The organism is Paenibacillus sp. FSL R7-0210 (genome assembly GCF_038009085.1).
In the GTDB taxonomy this organism is placed as follows: Bacteria; Bacillota; Bacilli; order Paenibacillales; family Paenibacillaceae; genus Paenibacillus_AQ; species Paenibacillus_AQ silagei.
The window spans coordinates 2547217-2568506 of sequence record NZ_JBBPAR010000001.1 but is presented as its reverse complement, the minus strand read 5'-3'; the positions used below and the strand labels follow the sequence as shown (position 1 = coordinate 2568506).

Genomic DNA, 21290 nt, shown 5'->3' with positions numbered 1-21290 from the left:
GGAGGCTGCCGGGATTTCCCGGCGGTCTTTTACTGCTTCAGTTCAATTTGATAATCTCTAGACGGATTGCAGCTATACATTTGACTAACCACTACATTATGTAGTAGATTATAACTACTACGTAGTGTAGTAATAATGTTATGGACGCATAACAGACATATGAGGTGTTCACGGTGAACAAGATTCAGAAGCTATCGGATACAGAGTTAGAGTTAATGGAAGCCATTTGGGCGAGTACGCCGCCAGTTACTTCAACGGAGCTGCTGAACCTGTTCGCGCATAAGGGAAGGGACTGGAAGGCGCAGACGATATCTACCTTTTTGTCACGGTTAGTGGATAAGGGGTTTCTGACGGCTACCCGGCATGGGCGGCTGAACAAATATGTGCCCGGCATTTCGCCTGAGGACTATAAGCTGGTGGAGACTCAGCATGTCCTGGACGGGCTGTATCAGGGTTCGGTCAAGAACCTGATCTCCGCCATGTATGACGGCGACAAGCTGTCGGACCAGGATATTGACGAGCTGAAGCAATGGTTCTCGGAAAAGTAGGTGATGACGATGAACACTCTGCTGAATCTTCTGATTTCACTAACCGTTGCCGGAAGTGTAGTAACCATCAGCATCTACGCACTGGGGAGGTTATCGACCGGACATTTCCCGGCCCCATGGCGTTACGGACTCATTAAGCTGGCCTTAGTCTTTTATTTATTCCCTATAGCTCTGATCCTGCCGTGGTTATCCCAACACCTAAGCGCGCCGCGTGTAGCCACAAGTGTACAGAATCTCCAGAGTGGGGGGCTAACTGGGGATGTAGCGGAATCTCTGCAGCCTGCTCTAGCCCTTACCGCAAGTACCGCATATATCCTGTTAGGGATCTGGGCAGCAGGTGCCATCATTTTTGCCGCCTGGCAAGGGTATGCGTACCGCAGGTTTACGAGAGTACTTAAGCGTAACCGTACCATGGTACCGGAGAATAGTGAGCCAGCCAAGATGCTAAGGAGCATCAAGGAGGAGCTTGGCCTCACATGTAGCGTGAAGCTCGCGTACAGTTCTGTCGCACGCAGTCCTTTTCTGGCCGGTCTATGGAGACCGTCGATCTATTTGCCTATACAGAGTCATGCCAATCTGGATATGGAGATGGTCCTGCGCCATGAATTGGTTCATCTGAAGCGGAAGGATCTGTGGATCAAGGCTGCATTGCTATTCGTCCGTACCTTGCACTGGTACAATCCGCTGGTTCATACGGTCCGTCATGAGCTTCATACCTGGAGCGAGCTGACCTGTGATCAGGAAGTGGTGCAAGAGATGTCTCATGCCGACCGCAAACGTTACGGCGGGACGATTCTGAATGTCATGGCAGGGCCCACCAGTCAACCCGGAGCTTTCTACGCCTCATTATCCGGTGACGGCAAACAATTACAAAGGAGATTAACCCATATGCTTAACGTCAAAAAACTAAACAGACAGACCCTCTTCCTATCGGTTACCGCAGCCCTGTTAATTGCAGGGATCGGCACCTCTACGGCGGCATTGGCCTCCAAGATGACACCGCAAGTAGTCGCCGACTCGGAGTATACTTCTTCTGATAATGCCGCTTCCGAGATTGCGGCTTCTACAGTGCCCGAAGGTAAAATAACCGAACCTGCCAAAGTATCTGGTACCCAGCCTGCCGAGAGCAGCACCATCCCCGCCCAAGAATATAAAGTAGGACAACTTGTTGCCGGGCCAGCTGAATCTGCTGATTCTGCAACAGTTCCCGCTGAGCAGTCTCCAGGATCTGCTCAAGCAGAGATAATTGCCCAGCCGCTGCCTGAGCTTGTAGCAGCCCCAGATGAAAGTGCTCCCGTAACGATGCCGAAAGCAAGCACTGCCAAATCTGGTTCCGGGCTTGTCCCTGCACCAGTCCCTGACCAAGAAGAGGCCATTGTAGAGGCACTTCCCGAGCTGGTGCCGGCTCCTGCAGAGAGCGTTCCAGCACCGGCAAAGTAAACATCCTGCATTCAACCTGCCGGTATATCTTCACAGCCAGGGGCATCTTCCCAAGCGGAGGCTGCCCCTGTTTTTTTCACAAACACGTTCTAATCCCTTAAAGGTCTAAAGAATTCACGGATGTCATTCGCCAGCGGTCCCGGATCTTCCATAGCTGTGAAATGTCCGCCGCGGGGCATCGTGGTCCACCGTGTAATATTCAGATTGCGTTCAGCCCAGGCTCTGGGCGGCAGACAGACATCCCCAGGGTATAGCGCTACCGCTGTAGGCACCTTAATCGCCCCCAAAGGCGGCAAAGTATGTGTATTCTCATAATACAAATTCGCGGACGAGCCTGCCGTATTTGTAATCCAATAAATCATAATATTCGTAAGTAACTCATCCTCGCTGAAGCTCTGCCGCAGATCGCCCTTGCAATCACTCCATGCCCGGAATTTCTCGATGATCCAAGCCGCCAGACCCACAGGGGAGTCGGTAAGCCCGTAAGCAATCGTTTGCGGCTTCGTCGACTGAATCTGCATATATCCGCCTTCCTCGGAGATCCATTGTGAGGTGTTTCGGATATACAATTGTTCCTCTTCCGTCAGCCCCGACTTATCCTGCACCGCCAGCAGATTCTTGATCAGACCGATGTCGGTAAGGTGAATTCCGCTTAGCAGCTCCGGGCGATTAAAAGCCAGATACCGGGTTACACCGGAGCCGACATCACCGCCTGCCGCAGCAAACTTGCTGTAGCCGAGATGCTCGGTCATTAATGTGGCCCATAGCCCGGCTATGTTGGAATTGTTAATTCCTTTACGCTGCAGTCCATTTGAGAAGCCGAACCCGGGGACAGAAGGGATAATGACATCGAAGGAATCTTCGGGATTCCCGCCGTAGCTCGCCGGATCTGTAAGCATGGGAATAATCTTCTCGTAACGCAAGAAGCTGTCCGGCCAGCCATGGGTGAGGATCAGCGGGTGGGGATTAGGACCTTTGCCGCGTTCATGCACAAAATGAATATCTAGCCCTTCCACCTTGCAGCGGTAATGCGCCAGCTTGTTCAGCTCCGCTTCCCGGGCCCGCCAATCGAACTGATCCCGCCAATAGGCAATAAGAGACTTCAAATATGTCTGATCTGTACCCCGGTCCCATTCAGATTCCTCGAACAAGCCGGGCCAGCGGACATGCCCAAGTCTGTATTTCAGATCCTCCAGGACTTCATCGGCAACATGAATTTGATAACGTTCAACTGTCATTACAATCGCTCCTTAAGTGGAATAACTTCAGTACCATCGATACTTCAATTATACCACCTGAAGTTGTGTTACATAGGAATGAAACGAATCCGAAATATACCTCCTCTATAGTTTGAATATCCAAAAATATTAAAACTGGCGGAGGGGAAATACTCTTCACTGGAGAATTACTTTGTGGACGGAATCAAAGATTACGAGGTGAGGGAATGGATAGAATAACCAATATAAGAGTGGAAGAGAAGAAATATCATGATCAATGTTACGAGAGCAGCAAGCTATTCGAGCCAGGCTCCTGGCTGCACAAACCCGTTACTACAGTTATTAATCTTATTAATCAGTATAAGGATCAAGAATACATAAGCATACTGGATCTGGGAGCTGGGGTTGGCCGGAACAGCATTCCGATTGCTGAATCGATTAAGCCTAGGAATGGAAAAGTGGTATGTGTAGACCTGCTGGAATCAGCCACAGCGAAGCTGATGAGTTACAGTCAGCAGTTCGGTGTCGAGTCTTACATTGTACCCATTCTATCTGATATTGAACACTTTTCTATTGAGCCAGATGAGTATGATATTATCGTAGCAGTATCTTCATTAGAACATGTGAGCTCGGCACAGGTACTGGAGCAGAAACTGAGTGAAATGAATGCCGGGACAAGAGCGGGCGGGGCGAATTGCATTATTATCGCGTCCAATATTCGGGAAATGCTTCTAGAGAATAAGCAAGAGCTGGACCCCATGTTTGAAGTAAATCTGTCTACTGAAAGAATGATTGACCTTTTGAAACAGCAGTTTGCCGGATGGAAGATAGAGCAGCTGATCGTAAAACCCTTAGCATTTGAGATTAACAGAGACGGGCAGCCCGTCAAGCTGACCTCTGATTGCATAACCTTTGTTGCCAAGAAAAGCTGATCTTATAGAGATCGGCTTTTTTTGATAAGTTATGATAGCAAAAAGCAAAAAGAAGCGGAGGGGAAATTTGGAACTGGAGGAGCGGTAGCGTCCGCCTTTGTATTTGGATTTCTACCGCGAGGAGCGGTTTCAATCAGGAAATCCTAATACAACAGCGGCCGGAGGGCCAAATGTTCACCGCAGCGACGACCAAGCTTTGAGTTTTAATTTGAAGCAAGCAGTTGCTCAAATCCACTTAAATTAGATTTTTCCTCCCCGCCTGTGACCACACGCACCCCTTCTTCTGTGGAATCGGCTACATTTAGAGTAGGCCAAACGAAAGCTTTCACAAACTTCCGAAATTTGATTTGAATCCTCCTTTTTAAGCAGCTGGCGTAATAGAATGAGGTTGCTGATAAGGATTATCAATCAAATATTGGAGGCTAATACAAATGAGTACACAAACCAGACAAATCGCCGAAGGCATCCACTGGGTAGGCAAAATAGACAACCGTGAAGTCCCGTTCCACCGCCTGATTCTCGCCAAAGGCACCACCTATAATTCTTATCTCCTCAAAACCGGCAAGCCGACCGTAATCGATACGGTGGATATGGAATTCGGCCGCGAATATGCCGAGTGTCTCGCCGGAATGATTGATCTTATGGATATTCACTACATCGTCATTAACCATACCGAGCCTGACCACTCCGGCGGACTGGCGGCACTGGCCGCACAGGCACTGAATGCTACGATTGTCTGCACCGAGATCGCTGTACCGGAGCTGCAGGAGATGTATAAGCTGCACAGCCGCAACTTCCTGGTGGTGAAGGACGGAGACACCCTGGATATCGGCGGCAAAACCCTGCTGTTCAAAGAAACGCCGTACCTCCACACCGCAGAGACGATGATTACGTACTGTGTGGAAGACAAGATCCTGTTCCCCTGCGATATTTTCAGTACGCATGTGGCAGCTGAGCATCTGTTCAGCGATGAAGCTGGCTTCGATATCACTGAAGATTACAAAGGCTATTATGCAGCGATTATCCACCCGCACAGAAGATATGTAAGAACGCTGCTGGAAGCCGTGAAGGATCTGGAGATCCGTATGATTGCACCCTCCCACGGGTTCCTGATCCGCGAGGACATTCCTAAGTTCATCGGGCTGTATGCCACAATGAGCCGGGAGACCACCCAGGGCAAGAAGGCTGTCATTGTCTATACCACCATCAAGAACAGCACAAAGAAGATGGCTGCGATCATTGAGAATTGCCTGAAGGAGAACAATATTGAGACAGAAGTCTGGAACGCAGATAAAAGCAGCACCGCAGACATCCTGCGCAGCATCGAATCAGCAGACGCCGTCTTCATCGGCAGCTCCACGAAGTATGCGGATATGATCGGCAACCTGGAAGAAGTACTGAAGGGCATGCAGGAGATGAATCTGGAAGGTAAGCTGGCTACGGCGTTCGGCTCCTACGGCTGGAGCGGAGAAGCGATCGAAGTCATTCAGGATTACCTGAACGGAACGAACATGGCTGTACAGAGCACCTCTGAGGTTATCAAAACCACCGGCATGACCCATGTGGAGTTCCCCGTCCGGGTGAGATTCTCCCCAAGAGAGCCTGAGAAGGTCCAGAAGATTAAGCATGCAACCGAATTTGTCTCGGATCTGCTGCTCAGTTCAATCTAGGGAGGAGGAAGCGAACATGACGAAGCATTACGTAATCGTTGGGGGCGGTGTAACCGCCGTTCATGCCGCCAAAGCCATCCGCGATCAGGACGCGGATTCGGAAATCTCAATCATCGGGGAAGAGAGCGGCCTGCCGTATAACCGGATCAAGCTGACCAAGGGCCTGTTCACCGACCTGCACAGCGAGAAGGTTCTGATCAAGAAGGAGAAATGGTACCACGATAACCGCATCACCGTGCAGTCATCCACCCGCATCGTGTCCATCCACCCGGAGCGCCAGACGGTAGAGACAGAGAGCGGCCAGTGTGTGGAATACCATAAGCTGCTGCTCTGCATGGGGGCGAAGAACCGCGCATTAACCATCCAGGGTGCGGCCCTGGCCAACGTACACAGCATCCGGGATCTGGCTGACGCAGACCGGCTGAAGGACAGCCTTAAGGAAGACAGCCGCGTAACCGTCATCGGCGGAGGGGTGCAGGGAATTGAGACCGCCTGGGCGCTTCACGATGCAGGGTATACGGTGACTGTGGTTGAATACGCACCTGCTCTGATGGGCAGACAGCTCGACAGCTACTCTTCCAAGCATCTGCAAGAAACCCTTGAACAATCCGGGGTGAAGGTGATTCTTCAAGCGGGTGTGGCTTCCATAGAGGGGATAGAGTATGTCACCGGGGTTACGCTTAGTGACGGCACGAACTTCCCTTGTGACCACGTGGTCTACTCCATTGGGATTGTTCCGAATACTGCTCTGGTAGACGGATCGGAGATTGAGGTCCGCAGCGGCATTATTGTGGACGAACATCTGCAGACAAGTGCTCCGAATATCTATGCAGCGGGTGACGTTGCCGAGTTCGGTGGGCTGGTGGAAGGCCTGTGGGGCGGAGCGATGGAACAGGGCAAGATCGCAGGGAGCAATATGGCTGAAGCCCGGAGTGTATACCGCAGAGCGGTTCCGGTGACCCTGTTCAATGCGTTCGGGGTGTCCTTGTTCTCCATCGGCAACACCGATGAGCGGAATTGCGATGAGTCGGTATGCGGTGAAGAGAATGGGGCGTATACACGGATTTTTGTGAAGGATCATGTCATTGAAGGGGCGTTGTCCTGGCAGGGTGCTGCGGCTTCGCTGGCTTACAAGGCGGCTGTTGAGCAAGGCGTCCGGCTGAGCGGAAGTGCTGACGGCAAGAGCATCGAAGACATTATAGCGGAAGCGCAGGCTGTATTGAATTAATTCACTAACCACAATAACAGGAGCTGATTACGATGAAAAAATATATCTGTACCCCTTGTGGCTACATCTACAACCCGGCGGTAGGCGATCCTGATGAGGATGTAGCGGCTGGAACAGCGTTCGAGGATCTGCCGGAGGATTGGGTCTGTCCGGTCTGCGGTGAGGACACCAGCCATTTCGTACCTGTCGAAGAGAAGAATACAATGGCTCATTAGAGGATTAAGGCTAAGGCTTCACATTTCACATTACAGGGGGAATCGGTATGAAAGAGCATTCCTGCCAGCACGCCGCAGAACCTTGTACACGCAAGGTACCGATTTTTGCCGCGCTGACCGATGAGGATCTTACCCGGATCAGCGCGATGATTAAGCACCGCAAATTCACTAAGGGACAGCCGCTCATTCTCGAAGGCGCGCCGTCCGATACGCTGTACATTATTCAGCAGGGACATGTGAAATTATCCAAGCTCACGCCCGAAGGGAAGGAACAGATTTTACACATCCTGACGAACGGGGATTTCTTCGGGGAACTTAGTATCTTCAACAGCGATGAGCTTAGCAACTTCAGTGCGTATGCGCTGAAAGACACCCATATCTGCCTGCTGACCCGCAGCGATATGGAGCAGCTAATGACCGAGAACCCCGACATCTCCCTGCGTCTGCTCAAAAGCTTAACCAAACGCCTTGCCCACACCGAGAATCTGGCACAGAGCCTGGCGACCAAGGACCCGGAAATCCGGATCGCTTATATGATCATGGAGCTGAGTGAGAAATACGGCAAGCCGCGCGGCGGACGCGTACATATCGACCTGCCGCTGTCCCGCGAAGGGCTGGCCAGTTATGTCGGAGTGACCCGCGAGACCATCAGCAGGAAGTTCTCCCGATTCGAGGACTCCGGCCTGATCAAGCTGATCGGCAACAAGCAGATGGTCGTCATGGACCTGGCTGGTGTGGAGAAATATATGGGTATTTAGGCGATATAGAAGAGCGGCATTCCTGTCATAATATGATGGGGATGCCGTTTTCATTTTGAGTGGATGTTAATTCCCCCGCTGCTGGAACCTTACAAATACCTGACGCATATTGTATGGTTATAAGCCTACCAAGCGACAAAGGGAAAGGAAGTGGGTGTATGGCTGCGGGGATATTAAGATATTTTGCAGACGGGAATACGGCTCTTGGCTACTTCAGTTTGTTCGAATCGAATCTTCAAGGGCTCCGGAGGATATTCATCTTGAAAGGCGGTCCCGGTACCGGCAAATCCTCGCTGATGAAAGCAATCGGCGCGGAATGGGCGGAGCGGGGATATCCTATTGAGCTGATTCATTGTTCATCCGATAAGGATTCCATTGACGGGGTCATTATTCCGGCGCTTGGCGTGGGCATTGTTGACGGGACGGCGCCCCATGTGATCGAGCCCAAGGCTCCCGGAGCGGCCCGGGAATACGTGAACCTGGGGGAAGCGTGGGACTCGGCAGCACTTACCAGCCAAAGGGAGAGCATTGAGGAGATCAATCAGAAGGTTGCTGGTGCCTATGCGGCGGCGTACAGCAGATTTGCGGTGGCTCTGAACATTCATGACAAATGGGAAAAGATGTACTTCGAGCATATGGACTTCGGCCAGGCGAATCAATTAACGGCCCGGATGCTGGAACAGTTGTTTGGCGAAGCGCAGCTTCAGAGGCATGCTGATGTGAAGCACCGGTTTCTGGGCGCAGCAACGCCGGCAGGATCGGTTGACTTTGTACCTAATTTGACCGAAGGGCTATCCAGACGCTTCTTCCTCAAAGGCCGGGCCGGAACAGGCAAATCAACCATACTCCGCAAAATCGCCGCCGAGGCGGAGAAGAGGGGCTTTGATACGGAAATCTATCATTGCGGATTCGATCCCCACAGTCTGGATATGGTTATTGTGCGTGAGCTTGATTTTGCGGTCTTTGACAGCACCAGCCCGCATGAATATTATCCGGAGCGGGAAGGAGACGTAATCATCGATACGTATGAAGCTGTTATTGCACCGGGAACGGATGAGCGCCTCGCCGGACCGCTGGAGGAAATAAGCGCACAATATAAGGCCACAATGAAAACGGCAATAGCCGCTCTGGCAGAGGCCAAGGTGCACCGGGATGAATTAAAGGAAATTTATATCGAAGCAATGGATTTTAGCGTGGTGGATACGGCCAGAAACCGGATTTCCGCTGAACTGGCAAGTATGTTGGCTTAGCTCTTACAATGATCCGAACCAGCTTTGGGGCTTACTCGGCGGAGGCACTTGCCATCCGTAGAGTAAGCCCCAAGGCTTATTAAGGGTGCGGTGCCTTTTGCCCGGAATACGCGGTTGCGCATCGTCCAGAAGAATTATAGACTTCAATATGTAACAGTGTGAGAAATTAAAACGACTACATTTTATGGAGGAGAGAACAGCGATGAGTACTTACGAAATGGCTTCCTTTAATATCCGCCTGGATATTCCGTCAGACGGAGAGAACGGCTGGGCATTCCGCAAGGAGCATATGCTGCGACTGATCAGGCATTACCGCTGGGACGTGTTCGGACTGCAGGAGGCGCGGGGCAATCAGCTGAGGGATCTGGCGGCACTTGAGGACTATGAGGTGGAAGGCATCAGCCGTGATCATGATCCTGAGAGCGAGCACTGCCCGGTTTTTTATAACAAGTCGGTATTCACCAAGGAAGCCGGAGGCACCTTCTGGCTGTCGGAGACGCCGGAGGTTCCGTCCAAGTCCTGGGGCTCTGATTACAACCGGATCTGCACCTGGGTGAGGCTGCAGGACACAAGAAACGGAAACCGGATTCACTTTGTGAATACCCATTTGGACCATATCAGCGAGGAAGCCAGATACCACGGTGCGCTGATGATTCTGGACTGGATTCGTAATCAGGGCGGGAATCTGCCGGTTGTGTTGACAGGGGATTTCAATGCTATACCGGACGAACGATGCTACCGGGAGATTACAGCGCAGCTGACCGATACCCGCAGAGCGAATGATGCCCATTATGGCCCCTGGGGAACATTCACAGGTTTCCGCTACGATATTCCGTGGGATGAGCTTGAGGAGATCGATTATATTTTTACGGACAAGCAGGTGAAGGTACTGAAGACCCGGACGGTAACCGACAGCTTCGACCGGAAATACCCTTCGGATCATTATCCTGTTACAGCAACTCTGGAAATCTAATGAGGCGAAACTCAGCGCAGTGACTCGGGAGCTGGCAGAGCCTGTTCCCCCAACACAAAGAAACCGGACCTCAAGGGGGCTGGTTTCTTTGTGTTACATGGAGATATGGGGGCAGTGGATTGTTTAGGCGATAAATGTCTGATACGATAGATAAGCTTCATGATGGAAGCCCAAACACTCTGAGGAGTCACGGCTAGCCCATTTTGAATAGAGTATCTTATTATTACACACAAATGGGGACAACAGCATGACGAAGATATTCAGACATAAGGGTTATTTTATCGGATTGCACATTGTATTGTGTATTTCCTTGTTCTCCACACTGTACGCGTATTCTCCGGTCATCCGGGTGAAGGTGAAGGAGATGATCGAGCCGGCGGACAAAGTCTATACGATTGCCCATCGCGGCGCATCCGGTTATGCTCCCGAGAACACGATACCGGCCTTTGAGCTGGCACGTGAGATGGGTGCCGACTCGATTGAGCTCGATATTCATTTGACCAAGGACCTGATTCCTGTTGTGATTCATGACGAGACGGTTAACCGTACCACGAGCGGCAAAGGTTTTGTGAAAAATATGACCCTGGAGCAGATCAGGCAGCTCGATGCAGGCTCTTGGTTCAATCAGGACTACCCGATGTTCGCCAGAGATCTATACACAGGGCTTACCGTCCCAACGCTTGAAGAAGTATTCGAGACATTCGGCAAGGACATCAACTATATGATCGAAATCAAGGAGCCTGCATCGAAGTTCGGGATCGAAGCGATCCTGAATGATACGATATTGAAATATGATCTCGCCAAAAGGGTGTCCGTTCACTCCTTCAGCGCAGCCAGTCTGCGGCAGCTTCATGCGATTAACCCGGATATTCCGCTATACCAGCTGGTATGGAATGATTATGCGGCTACGAGGGTGACTCAGTCCTATCTGGATACCGTGAAGACCTATGCCGTAGGCATCAGCCCGAATTTCCAGGGAATTAGCGCGGCTTATGTAGCTCAGGTGAAGAGGGCGGGGCTCAAGATCATCCCTTATACGGTGAACTACCAGCTCAACATGGATAAAGCCTACTCCTGGGGAGTAGACGGAGTGCATACGAATTATCCAGACCGCTTCCTTGAAGTGATTGCCGCCAACAGGGCAAATGCCAAATGGTAGGAGTGGAGGATGGGAGAACAGCCCGTTTATTTACTATAAAAGGCCAGAAAAAGGGTCCAGTTCTTGTCCGATACCGGATAAAGACTGGACCCTTAACGAAATATAAGAATTTATAGGTTGCACACGATAAATTATCCTTCTATTTCTCGCTGAAACGGTACCGTCCTTTAAAAGGACGGCAATGCCGTTTCCACTTGTTGTGCTTAAAATGCACTCAACACGATGTTCCGCAGCTTGCGTGTAATGGGCAGGGTACCGGAGTCCTTTCTCTGGATCATGAACAGGATGGTCAGACGTTCCAGCGGACAATTGGCAAAATAAGCTCCCAGCCAGCCGTCCCAGCCGTATTCTCCCAGGCTGCCGAGCCCTCCGGCTTGACCCGGATCGGTCAGGATGCGCATCTGATTGCCGTAGCTGTAGCCTTGCAGCGAATGCCAGGGATTGAAGCCTTGCTGCTGCGGGCTGGTCAAGCTGGCCGAGGTCATAAACTGAACGGTGCGGGGCTTCAGCAACTGCACCCCGTTCAAGCTGCCCTGATTCATCAGCATGGTGGTGAATTTGGCAGCATCCTCAATCGTCGAGACCAGCCCGGCTCCGCCTGCCTCGTAAGCCGCCTTCCGGTCCATATGATGATTAACGCCCAGAGGACTCTCCGAAAAGGGTATCAATCCGCCTTCACCATCACCCTGGTAGACAGAGGCCAGCCGCTCTCTCTTGTCTTCGGGCAGCCAAAAGCCGGTATCGTTCATTCGCAGCGGACCGAAGATCTCCTGCTGCAGGAATTCGCCGTACCGCATGCCGCTGACGACTTCAACTAATGCACCGAGAACATCCGCAGAGGTTCCATACTGCCAGGAGGTTCCCGGCTCGAAGGCCAGCGGGCCTTCACCCAGCCGGTTAGCGAATTCCAGGGTGCTCATCGGGTTCGTTCCAAGCAGGCGGTTGTTCAGTTCCTGGTACAACGCCTCCGCATACTGACCCGCCAGGTCGTCGGCTCCTCCGTAGACCAGACCGGAGGTCATGTTCAGCAGGTCGTTAATATCAACCTCACGAGTTACGGGCACAAGCTCGCCGTTCTTTCCCACCTTCTGATTTTTAAATCCAGGTATGTACTGGCTGACCGGATCGAACAGGTCGATCTCCCCGCGCTCCAGGAGCAGCATAACGGCTGCGGCAGTAACCGGCTTCGTCATCGAGTAGAGGCGGAAGATCGAATCTCTGGACATTTTGCGTCCAGCTTCAATATCGGCATAGCCGTCTTCGTGATACCAGCTTTCTTGTCCGTCCTGAATCACCATGAAGTTCGCACCGGCGATTTCCTTATTGGCAATGCTTGCGCTCAGCGCTTTGGTGATTAGACGGGTAGTGTTTGAATCCAGCATCTCTAGGTCTCCTTTGGTATGATCCGTTATCTATATTCCAGGGTGAATAGCATTTCACATAGAGAATATTATACGTCTTTCAGAGTGAAATGTAAGCGCATTTCAGTGAAAAAATTGAATAAGTATAGTTTTTCGTTGCTTCGCTTAATTTAATGTTACCTTCCTGGTCATCTATACTAACGGAGAGACTAATACAGGGAGGGAATATTTTGAAAAAGAGAACAAGATGGCTTGCGGCGGTTCTTACTTTTACAATGCTAATCATGTCGCTGACTGCACTTGGATTACCGGCACAAGCTGGAGCGGTTCCGATTCCGCAATCCTTCGCTAAGGGCGCAGATGTCAGCTGGCTGCCGCAAATGGAAGCTGAGGGCTACAAATTCTATAACGATCAGGGAGACGAGGAGGACCTGCTCCAGATTCTAAAAGATCACGGAATCGATTCGATACGCCTCCGGGCTTTCGTCAATCCATCCGATGATCCGATCAACGGCCATAACAGCACTGAAGAGATGGTTATGCTGGCCTCCCGTGTAAGCGCTCTCGGCTTCAGGGTGATGGTCGATCTGCACTACAGTGATTCCTGGGCCGATCCCGGGAAGCAGGTTACTCCGGCCGCTTGGGCCAGTGATAATCTGGAGCAGCTCAAAGCACATGTCTCGGAGTATACCACAGAGGTGATGCAAGCGCTGAAGACTGCGGGGGTAACCCCCGAGTGGGTGCAGATTGGTAATGAGATTAATAACGGGATGATGCATCCGCTGGGCAGCTATAGCAATACTGCGAATCTGGTGGAATTGATCCAGGCGGGATCACATGCGGCCAAGGCTGTTTTTCCTGAGACCAAAATCATTATTCATAGAGCCAACGGGGCAAACACCGGTGTAGATCCGTTCTATGCAGGTCTGATCGAGGCGGGTCTTAAGGACAGTGATTATGACATTATCGGGTTATCTTATTACCCGGATTCTATCTACACTTCTTCTATTAATGAACTATCCTCCAACATGAATCTTCTGGCTGCAAAATATGGCAAGGAGGTCATGGTCGTCGAGGTTGGCGGCGATGTGAGCAAGAATGTGGATAATGTATACAACATGCTAGTTGCTGTGCAGGATGGCGTGAAGGCTGTACCTGGAGGCCAGGGAACAGGTGTGTTCTATTGGGCACCCGAGGGCGTCTATTTCGGCTATGGGCTGTCTGCCTGGAACCCGGACGGGAAGCCTTCCTTCGCGATGGATGCTTTTATCGACGGTGCTTCGGCAATCAACCGGGTACCCGTTCAGTCGGTAAAAGTAGAGAAGCAGACCGCTATCCTGGAAGTAGGCGGAACCGGCAGCGTTAAGGCAACGATCAGCCCGGCGAATGCAACCTTTAAGGGGCTAACCTTCACCAGCTCGGATGAAGCCATCGTCAAGGTAGACAAGTATAAAGGAACCATCTCCGGGCTTGCTACCGGGACCTCTACAGTAACTGCGGTTACGTATGACGGCGGATTTACAGATTCAACGGAGATCACAGTCTCGCCAAGCACAAGCTTCATTCAGAATCCAGGCTTCGAGGACGGGCTGAACGGCTGGACCGTAAGCGGCGATAGCGCGGCGGTCAATGTGGAGTCAGATGCCCATTCCGGTTCGGCTGCACTGCACTACTGGAGCTCAGGGGCTGCGGAATTCCAAATCTCCCAGACGGTCACCGGACTTGAAAATGGTACCTATCAGCTATCCGCTTGGGTTTCGGGCGGGGGCGGGGAAGAGACGGCTGAGATTTTTGCGGGCGATCAGAAGCAGCAGTTCATCAACACAGGCTGGCAGCAATGGAGTAATCCAACCATCGATACCATTGAAGTTACAGATGGAACGCTGACACTAGGCGTTAATCTGAAATACGCTGGAGACAAATGGGGGAATATTGATGATTTCAAGCTGGTCAAAAAAGCCGGAGCCGTCAGCACCAATAATCTCACGGTGAACGGCGCTAAGTCCGACTGGTATCTGAGCGGCACCAAGCCCGCTACCTTCGGAGACAGCAATGCTTCAGGCGGCTTCGATTACGGGGATGACAAGCCGATTAACTTCAACCTTACTCATGAAATGACCGGACTGGAGCCCGGAACCTATACCCTCCAGGCCAAAATCTTTGGGGACAAGGGTGAACCTTCTCCCGGTTCGGTAATGTATGTGATCTCCGAGGGGCAGACGTATTCGGTGCCGGTTACCTATTCAGGCAGCGCCTGGCTGAAGCCCCGGACTCTGACGCTAAAGCATGTGCACATTGGGGAAGACGGCAACGCATCGCTAGGCTTCAAAGTCCTCACAGACTCGGATAATCATTACGGCTATCTGCAAGAGGTGACCTTCGTGCGCAATAGCACAACTACACCTGAGGTTCCAAGTGAACCAAGCGAACCCAGCGAACCCAATGAACCAAGTGAACCTGTAACACCTCCGGTAACAGAGCCGGTGACACCTCCGGTAACAGAGCCAGTAACGCCTCCGGCAACGGAGCCGGTGACAAGTCCGGAAGCCAGCCCGGTACCAAGCCCGACTACGGCACCAGGAACGGGCTCCGGTTCAGGCTGGACAGCTACGCTGGCAACAGCACAAGCTTCAGCTGCACCACAAGCTACGCCACAGCCGGAGATTCTGACTGTAACTGAGCCGAAGGTGAATGCCCAGAACCAGATTGTGATTCCAATGGCTGAAGGGCAGAGCGAAGTAAGAATTCCCGCTGACGCTGCGGCTCTTAAGGGAATAGCCGCTCTGAAGGTGGAAGGCAAGACAGTGGCTGTAGAGATTCCAGGCAAGGTTCTTGAGCAGCTTCAAGCGTTGGCAGGACAGCAGCAGAAGGGCTCGATGATGTCTATCCTGCTTGAGCCAAGCTCCACAGAGCAGAAGACAGCCTGGATACTTCAGGCTAATAAGAAGAGTGAAGCTGAACTGAGAACAGCCGGAGAAATGTTCAATCTCAGGCTGTCTGTGCTGAATCAGCAGGGAGTTAAGACTCCGCTGGTCTCGTTCACGGAACCAGTCAGTCTTCGCCTGAAGCTTCAAGCGAACGGCAATCCGAAGCTCGCAGGTGTGTATGCCACGGCAGATGATGGAACGCTCGAATATGCAGGCGGAACCACAGAACAGTCCGTATTGACTTCACAGGTACGGCAATCCGGCAATTATGCTGTACTGGAGTATGACAAGAGCTTTGCAGATGTGACTCCGGCGGATTGGGCCTACTCAGTGATAAAAGAGATGGCTGCCAAGCATATTATCGAGGGCGACCGGGAAGGACACTTCGCTCCGAAGAGAGAAGTGACCCGGGCCGAATTCGTTACGATGCTTGTCCGTGCCCTTGGGCTGAAGGCGGAAGGCCTGCGTTCGTTCGCTGACGTAGACAGCAGCAAGTGGTATTCGGGCGATGTGGCCGCCGCTTTTGCAGCCGGAATCGTCAAAGGGGACTCTACCGGCAAGTTCGCCCCCGAGTCGCGTATTTCGCGGCAAGAGATGGCAACGCTGCTTGTGAGAGCCTACGAGCTGCGCTCTGGAAGCAAGGCTCCGGCAGGTTCCTTGCCTGCTTTTGCCGATGCCGCCAAGATTGACAGCTGGGCTAAGGACGCCGTGAGTGCCGCCGGTTCACTGGGCTTCATCACGGGGACTCCGGACGGATTCTTCAAGCCCCAGGCCAATGCGACGCGCGCAGAGTGTGCGAAGGTATTGAGTTTGCTGCTTAATCTGTAAGCAAGAGAATAAGTAGAAGTAGAGCAGCGATTCTCCTGTAAAGGGGGCGCTGCTCTTTTTTACGGTATAGGAAAATGCGGTTGCGAAAGGGGGAGCGGAATGTATGCGAAAAACAGGCATGACAAGACAGAGGCCTTGTCACCCCCAAGAATGAAAATAAGTCGGGTGCATCAGTCGCATCCCGACTTTTATTTTCGTATTAAACCGAACACATTGAAGCGAGGGACGGCGAACGGGCCAAATGTATGCGAAAAACCGAACACATTGAAGCGCGGGAAGGCGAACGGACGAAATGTAGTCGAAAAACCGATCACATTGGACGGCAGGAAGGCGAAGGGGCGAAATGTAGTCGAAAAACCGATCACATTGGACAGCAGGAAGGCGAACGGGCGAATGTAGTCGGAAAACCGATCACATTGGACAGCAGGACGGCGAACGAGCCAAATGTAGTCGGAAAACCGATCACATTGGGTTGCGGAAAGGCGAGTGAGCGAAATGTAGTCGAAAAACCGATTACATTGGCGCGCGTTTCCTAATGATGATACAGGTATACCCTCGTTTGCAGCTCCGCTCTTACTTCATCCGGCATTTCCTTCACCTTAAGGTCATCGCCCAGGAATAACAGCCAATTCGTGACTTCCTTCAGCTCCTCCGTGCGGTTCACCTCGACTTCCATTTTCAGGATTGCGGTAGTTTGGTATGGGTTAGTATAGGACAGCGTCACCCTGAACGGGTGATATTTCCGGTATTGGGCAATGGCCCGGGGACCGAGCTCCAGGACAAGGTTGTTCTTCACTTGCTGCTTGCTCAGCTTCTCTTTAATTTTTTTCGAGCTTGGCCTGTTGGAGCCCGGGTAGGGGATGACATCAGTTAGCTGATCAACCGGGATGATCCGTTTCCTGGAGGCGTCCAGGTCGAAGCCCTCGATGAGCCACAGGCTTTTCTGCTGATAGAGACGTAAAAGATACACAGCATAAGAGATATCCTTCTGGTTTTCCCGGCAGGTGATGAACAGATAACGGTCCGCCAACAGGAGCCGGATCAGCTTGTCCAGCATAGGGTGGGGGAGATCGGACAGGTCCAGCAGATCAGGATTGCCCGGGTGGGTGCCCTCGAACAGCAGGATCTGATTGAGAAGAACAAGCTCCTCCTGCTGATTCTCCGAGATGAGCGCCAGCAATTTCTCCGTCAGCGACTGGCGGCTCTTGAGATAAGGAAGCTGGCCGTTTCTTGTCGCCATGAAGGCAATGAACAGCGCTTTGACCTCATTATCCGTGAACCGGACCACGGGAAGAAGAGAGTTACGCATAACGGAATACCCGCCATCCCGGCCCACCTCTGCAACCAGCGGCATCCCGAGCGCCTCGATCTCCCGGATATCCCGCTGGACGGTCGATCGCGAAATATTGAATTCCCGCATGATTTCCGTCAGGGTAAAATGGGCACGATTGTTAATGTACCGCATGATGATGTTGATCCGTTCCACTTTTTTCATGGCGGCTCCTAAACAGGTTCATTTTTTGACATGGTTCAAGGTTATCATATACATAGCAGGTGAGGAACACAAATATGAATAAAGGCGGGATATGACAATGGCAGGGTATACTATTGCAGAGAAAGACAGCTTTACGGTGATTGGTCTGGGCGTTGATCTTAAGAGTGATTACACGGATTATGCCGGGATTTATAAGGAGAAGATGGATTTTTGGCAGGCGGTCAGTGAAGATGGCAGGCTCGACTTGTTAAAAGGGATTGCGGCGAATGACTATGTGTTTGTGGTGAACGAAGCGGTGAACGGCAAGATGATGCATTATGCCGGGGTAATGGCAGGTGCAGCCGCACAGATTCCGCAGGAAGCCCGGGTGATTCAATTCCCGAAGGGGGAATACCTCGTAGTGGCAGGCGAAGGAGCGACAACGGAGGAATTAAGCAATACTTTGACGGGCTTGGCCTTCGGACAAGCTTTGCCGCAAGCAGAAGGATACGCCTACGTGGGCGGGCCGAATACCGCTGTGGAGATGGGCAGCCGGGACGGCTCGCTGTATGGCGAAATGTGGATTCCTGTCATAAGAAATTAAGTAACGTAATGGAGGATAACTAACTATGGCATACACAGTTGATTTCAAAGAGGTGTCTTTGCAAGGCCTGGAGTCGTCTCCGGTTGCTGAGGCGCTGGCGGGATTACGTGCGAATGAGGCGCGTTATTTCATGAACAAGTATAAGCATGAATTCACAGTCGTTCCGGCCAGTGAAAGCCAGGAGACGTTGGATTACGTGAACGGGATTCTGAGCAAGGAGCGGGGTCTTGAGTTTGCTGCCAAGCCACTCCAAACCTCGCAATTTCAGGTGGAGAACATTCGGTTCGCCTACGTTTTCTATGAGGATGGTCTTGCGCTTAACGTAATGTACACGGTGGATGATCCCAAGAAGCGGGCGGTTGGGTTCAAACTCTCGGAGGGGATGGAGATTCCGAAGGAGCTGGCGGACAAGTTCAAGTTCGCGCGGCAGAAGTCGAAGCTGGCCGGAATAATACGGGGATCGTTTTTTGTGATTAAGGGAGAGTATTAATAAAAATCCCCACAAAGTGAAGTTAAGCTTCGGAGTCTATTCAGATCCTTTGCGGGGGCCGCAAAACATATAAGTACTTAAAGAGGGGCTGCCAATCTGGCAGCCCCTTGTATCGTTCAAATCTCCTCCGCTGTATACGTCTTCTGGGTGCGGAGGACCGGGAAGAACCGGTACATCCAGAGCACGGTAATGATCAGGGTGCCAACTCCGCCAATCACGGTTGCAGGTACGGCCCCGACCAGCCCGGCCATCGTGCCGGACTCGAATTCGCCAAGCTGGTTCGAGGTGCCGATGAATAACGAATTCACTGCGTTCACCCGGCCCTGCATCTCCTGCGGCGTGTTGACCTGTACCAGTGTCGAGCGGATAACGACACTCACGACATCCGAGCCGCCGATCAGAACGAGCGCGAACAATGACAGCCAGAAGCTGTGGGAGATTCCGAACAGCATCGTGGCCAAGGCGAAGACGACCAGCGAGGCGAATAGCATCCGGCCGATGGCCCGTTCCACCGAATAGCGGGTCAGGATGAGTGAGACGATGATCGCACCTACCGCCGGGGCGGAGCGCAGCAGGCCAAGACCGAGCGAGCCGGTCTTCAGAATATCCTCGGCGAAGATCGGTAGCAGTGCCGTAGCCCCGCCAAGAAGTACAGCGAACAAGTCCAGCGAGATTGTACCCAGGATAATCTTGCGGGCGAAGACAAACCGCAGGCCGCTGAGGAAGGTGTCCATGCTGACCGCGTCCAGCTTCTTGACGAAATGAACAGTCTTGACGAAGAAGATCAGCACCGTAGATACCAGCAGCGCGGCAAGCGAGGCGATATAGGCGGCAGCCGTACCCCAGACCACGAGGACACCCCCGAGGGACGGGCCGACGATCATCGCCGTCTGCATAGCAGACGCGGACCAGGCCGCTGCTTTCGGGAGCTGCTCCCGATCCACAATGTCCGGCACCAGCGCAGCCGAGGCCGGACTCTCGAAGGTACGGCACGCGCCAAGGACTGCTGCGGCTGCCAGCAGGTGGACAGCGCTGAGCCAGCCTTCAATGCTGCCGAGGACAAGCAGCAGCACGATGAGGCACTCTGTAAGCTGGCACAGGAACACAATGGTTCGGCGGTCATAGCGGTCTGCCGTCTGTCCGGCAGGCAATGTCAGCAGCAGCATGGGCAGGAATTGGGCCAGCCCGACCAGTCCAAGCTGGTAGGCGCTGCCGGTCAGCGCATACATCTGCCAGCCAATCGCCACCGACAGCATCTGGAAGGCACTGGTGGAGAAGATCCGCGCGATCCATAGGCGCAGGAATGAGCGGTTATGCAGTACAGACGAGCGTGGAGTATTCGCATTCGATGTATTCAGTGTATTCAATGGGTGTCATCCTCCAAGCGATTAGAATCGGGTTCAGATTCGGGGGCCGGCTTCCGCCCGCGCATCTCAGGGTGTTCCTGGAATATTAAGTCGTAATTCTTGCCGTAACGCGCCTCCAGCTCCGCGGCGAAATCTTGCTCTATGCGCATCATCACGACATCGTGATAATAAGACGTCTGAAGCACATCCAGCACAGCCGGATGGTTGCTCTCCAGCGCCGAAGCCTGCGAATGGCGGGTGAAGCTGCCCAGAAGCGAGGTCTCCTTATCCAGCAGGAGCGAGAAGTTCCGGGCGGTCTTCGGTCCGCCTGCCGGTACGCTATGCACAATGACACGCGACAGCGCTGTAGGTATGTCACCTATCACCATCAGGTGGACGGCAATGCCCCGTTCTTCGGCGGCAAGCAGTGTGTCTTCTATCCGGTGCAGATCCTCCGCCCAGATATCTGCCAGAATCTCTGCGCTGGCATTGGCAGCAAGCCGCTTTACCGCCAGATCCACCTGAGCATCTCCCTTCCAGTTGCTGAAGAAGGGCGGTACAGCAGGCAGGTGGCCCAATTCGTTCTCCAGTAGGTGGGCGGTGCGCTCAAATTCTGCCTGAAGCAGCTTAACGACCTGCCGGACCGGAATTGCAGCGAAGGTCACCGGCTCGCCTTCGACTGTCCGGCAGACTCCTTTATCTACAAGACTGCGGAGCGCGGCGTATACATTGGACCGGGACACGGACACCTGCTTCGCGACCTCGTAGCCCGAGGAGGGCGGCTGTCCGTGCAGCGCCAGATAACAGCGGGCTTCCAGATCGGATAAGCCGAGCTTGCGTAATGCTTCAATCATGGGTGAACCGCCTTTC

18 protein-coding genes are annotated in these 21290 nt (G+C 52.6%); 13 read left to right on the top strand and 5 right to left on the bottom strand.

Features of this window, described 5'->3' with window-relative positions; all coding sequences use genetic code 11:
* Positions 1-173: 173 nt before the first annotated feature.
* Entirely contained in the window at positions 174-548 is a 375-nt protein-coding gene (locus MKY64_RS11155) for a BlaI/MecI/CopY family transcriptional regulator (protein ID WP_209870719.1), read from the top strand.
* Positions 549-551: 3 nt separating this feature from the next.
* Positions 552-1988 carry a M56 family metallopeptidase gene (locus tag MKY64_RS11150; protein WP_340952979.1) on the top strand — a complete coding sequence of 479 codons (1437 nt, stop codon included), beginning with the start codon at positions 552-554 and terminating at the stop codon, positions 1986-1988.
* An 89-nt stretch (positions 1989-2077) separates the two neighbouring features.
* Here MKY64_RS11150 and MKY64_RS11145 read toward each other — a convergent pair whose 3' ends face one another.
* On the bottom strand, positions 2078-3226 hold the full coding sequence (locus MKY64_RS11145) for an epoxide hydrolase family protein (protein WP_340952977.1): 1149 nt from the start codon (positions 3224-3226) through the stop codon (positions 2078-2080).
* A gap of 206 nt (positions 3227-3432) precedes the next feature.
* Here MKY64_RS11145 and MKY64_RS11140 point away from each other — a divergent pair, with 206 nt between their 5' ends.
* The 8 genes from MKY64_RS11140 to MKY64_RS11105 all read left to right on the top strand — a co-directional run bounded on the left by MKY64_RS11140 (position 3433) and on the right by MKY64_RS11105 (position 11390).
* Entirely contained in the window at positions 3433-4137 is a 705-nt protein-coding gene (locus MKY64_RS11140) for a class I SAM-dependent methyltransferase (protein ID WP_340952975.1), read from the top strand.
* Positions 4138-4568: 431 nt separating this feature from the next.
* Positions 4569-5807, top strand: coding sequence for an FprA family A-type flavoprotein (locus MKY64_RS11135; RefSeq protein WP_340952972.1), 1239 nt, complete (start codon positions 4569-4571; stop codon positions 5805-5807).
* 16 nt (positions 5808-5823) lie between these two features.
* Positions 5824-7035, top strand: coding sequence for an NAD(P)/FAD-dependent oxidoreductase (locus MKY64_RS11130; protein WP_340952969.1), 1212 nt, complete (start codon positions 5824-5826; stop codon positions 7033-7035).
* Between the two features lie 32 nt (positions 7036-7067).
* On the top strand, positions 7068-7250 hold the full coding sequence (gene rd / locus MKY64_RS11125) for a rubredoxin (RefSeq protein ID WP_340952968.1): 183 nt from the start codon (positions 7068-7070) through the stop codon (positions 7248-7250).
* A gap of 47 nt (positions 7251-7297) precedes the next feature.
* Positions 7298-8008 carry a Crp/Fnr family transcriptional regulator gene (locus MKY64_RS11120; protein WP_340952967.1) on the top strand — a complete coding sequence of 237 codons (711 nt, stop codon included), beginning with the start codon at positions 7298-7300 and terminating at the stop codon, positions 8006-8008.
* Positions 8009-8166: 158 nt separating this feature from the next.
* Entirely contained in the window at positions 8167-9258 is a 1092-nt protein-coding gene (locus MKY64_RS11115; protein ID WP_340952966.1) for a PRK06851 family protein, read from the top strand.
* Positions 9259-9460: 202 nt separating this feature from the next.
* A complete protein-coding gene (locus MKY64_RS11110) occupies positions 9461-10231 on the top strand; it encodes an endonuclease/exonuclease/phosphatase family protein (RefSeq protein WP_340952963.1) in 771 nt (256 codons plus the stop codon).
* A gap of 247 nt (positions 10232-10478) precedes the next feature.
* Entirely contained in the window at positions 10479-11390 is a 912-nt protein-coding gene (locus MKY64_RS11105) for a glycerophosphodiester phosphodiesterase (protein WP_340952960.1), read from the top strand.
* A gap of 203 nt (positions 11391-11593) precedes the next feature.
* Here MKY64_RS11105 and MKY64_RS11100 read toward each other — a convergent pair whose 3' ends face one another.
* Positions 11594-12772 carry a serine hydrolase domain-containing protein gene (locus tag MKY64_RS11100; RefSeq protein WP_340952958.1) on the bottom strand — a complete coding sequence of 393 codons (1179 nt, stop codon included), beginning with the start codon at positions 12770-12772 and terminating at the stop codon, positions 11594-11596.
* A 209-nt stretch (positions 12773-12981) separates the two neighbouring features.
* Here MKY64_RS11100 and MKY64_RS11095 point away from each other — a divergent pair, with 209 nt between their 5' ends.
* A complete protein-coding gene (locus tag MKY64_RS11095; RefSeq protein WP_340952955.1) occupies positions 12982-16506 on the top strand; it encodes a glycosyl hydrolase 53 family protein in 3525 nt (1174 codons plus the stop codon).
* Positions 16507-17038: 532 nt separating this feature from the next.
* On the opposite strand, the gene MKY64_RS11090 is transcribed toward MKY64_RS11095, so the two are convergent.
* Positions 17039-18001: a helix-turn-helix transcriptional regulator gene (locus MKY64_RS11090; RefSeq protein ID WP_340952953.1), complete on the bottom strand. Its 963-nt coding sequence runs from the start codon at positions 17999-18001 to the stop codon at positions 17039-17041.
* A gap of 97 nt (positions 18002-18098) precedes the next feature.
* On the opposite strand from MKY64_RS11090, the gene MKY64_RS11085 reads away from it, so the two are divergent.
* The gene (locus tag MKY64_RS11085; RefSeq protein WP_340952950.1) at positions 18099-18584 is read left to right on the top strand and encodes a GyrI-like domain-containing protein; all 486 of its coding nucleotides are present in this window, start codon (positions 18099-18101) and stop codon (positions 18582-18584) included.
* Positions 18585-18609: 25 nt separating this feature from the next.
* Positions 18610-19074, top strand: a complete 465-nt coding sequence (locus MKY64_RS11080) for a phage tail protein (protein ID WP_340952949.1) — start codon at positions 18610-18612, stop codon at positions 19072-19074.
* Between the two features lie 116 nt (positions 19075-19190).
* Here the strand turns inward: MKY64_RS11080 and MKY64_RS11075 are convergent, their stop codons facing one another.
* Both MKY64_RS11075 and MKY64_RS11070 read right to left on the bottom strand, forming a co-directional pair.
* On the bottom strand, positions 19191-20441 hold the full coding sequence (locus tag MKY64_RS11075; protein WP_143803563.1) for an MFS transporter: 1251 nt from the start codon (positions 20439-20441) through the stop codon (positions 19191-19193).
* A complete protein-coding gene (locus MKY64_RS11070) occupies positions 20438-21274 on the bottom strand; it encodes a TrmB family transcriptional regulator (protein WP_340952946.1) in 837 nt (278 codons plus the stop codon). Before MKY64_RS11070 ends, MKY64_RS11075 begins: the two co-directional genes overlap by 4 nt.
* Positions 21275-21290 lie beyond the last annotated feature (16 nt).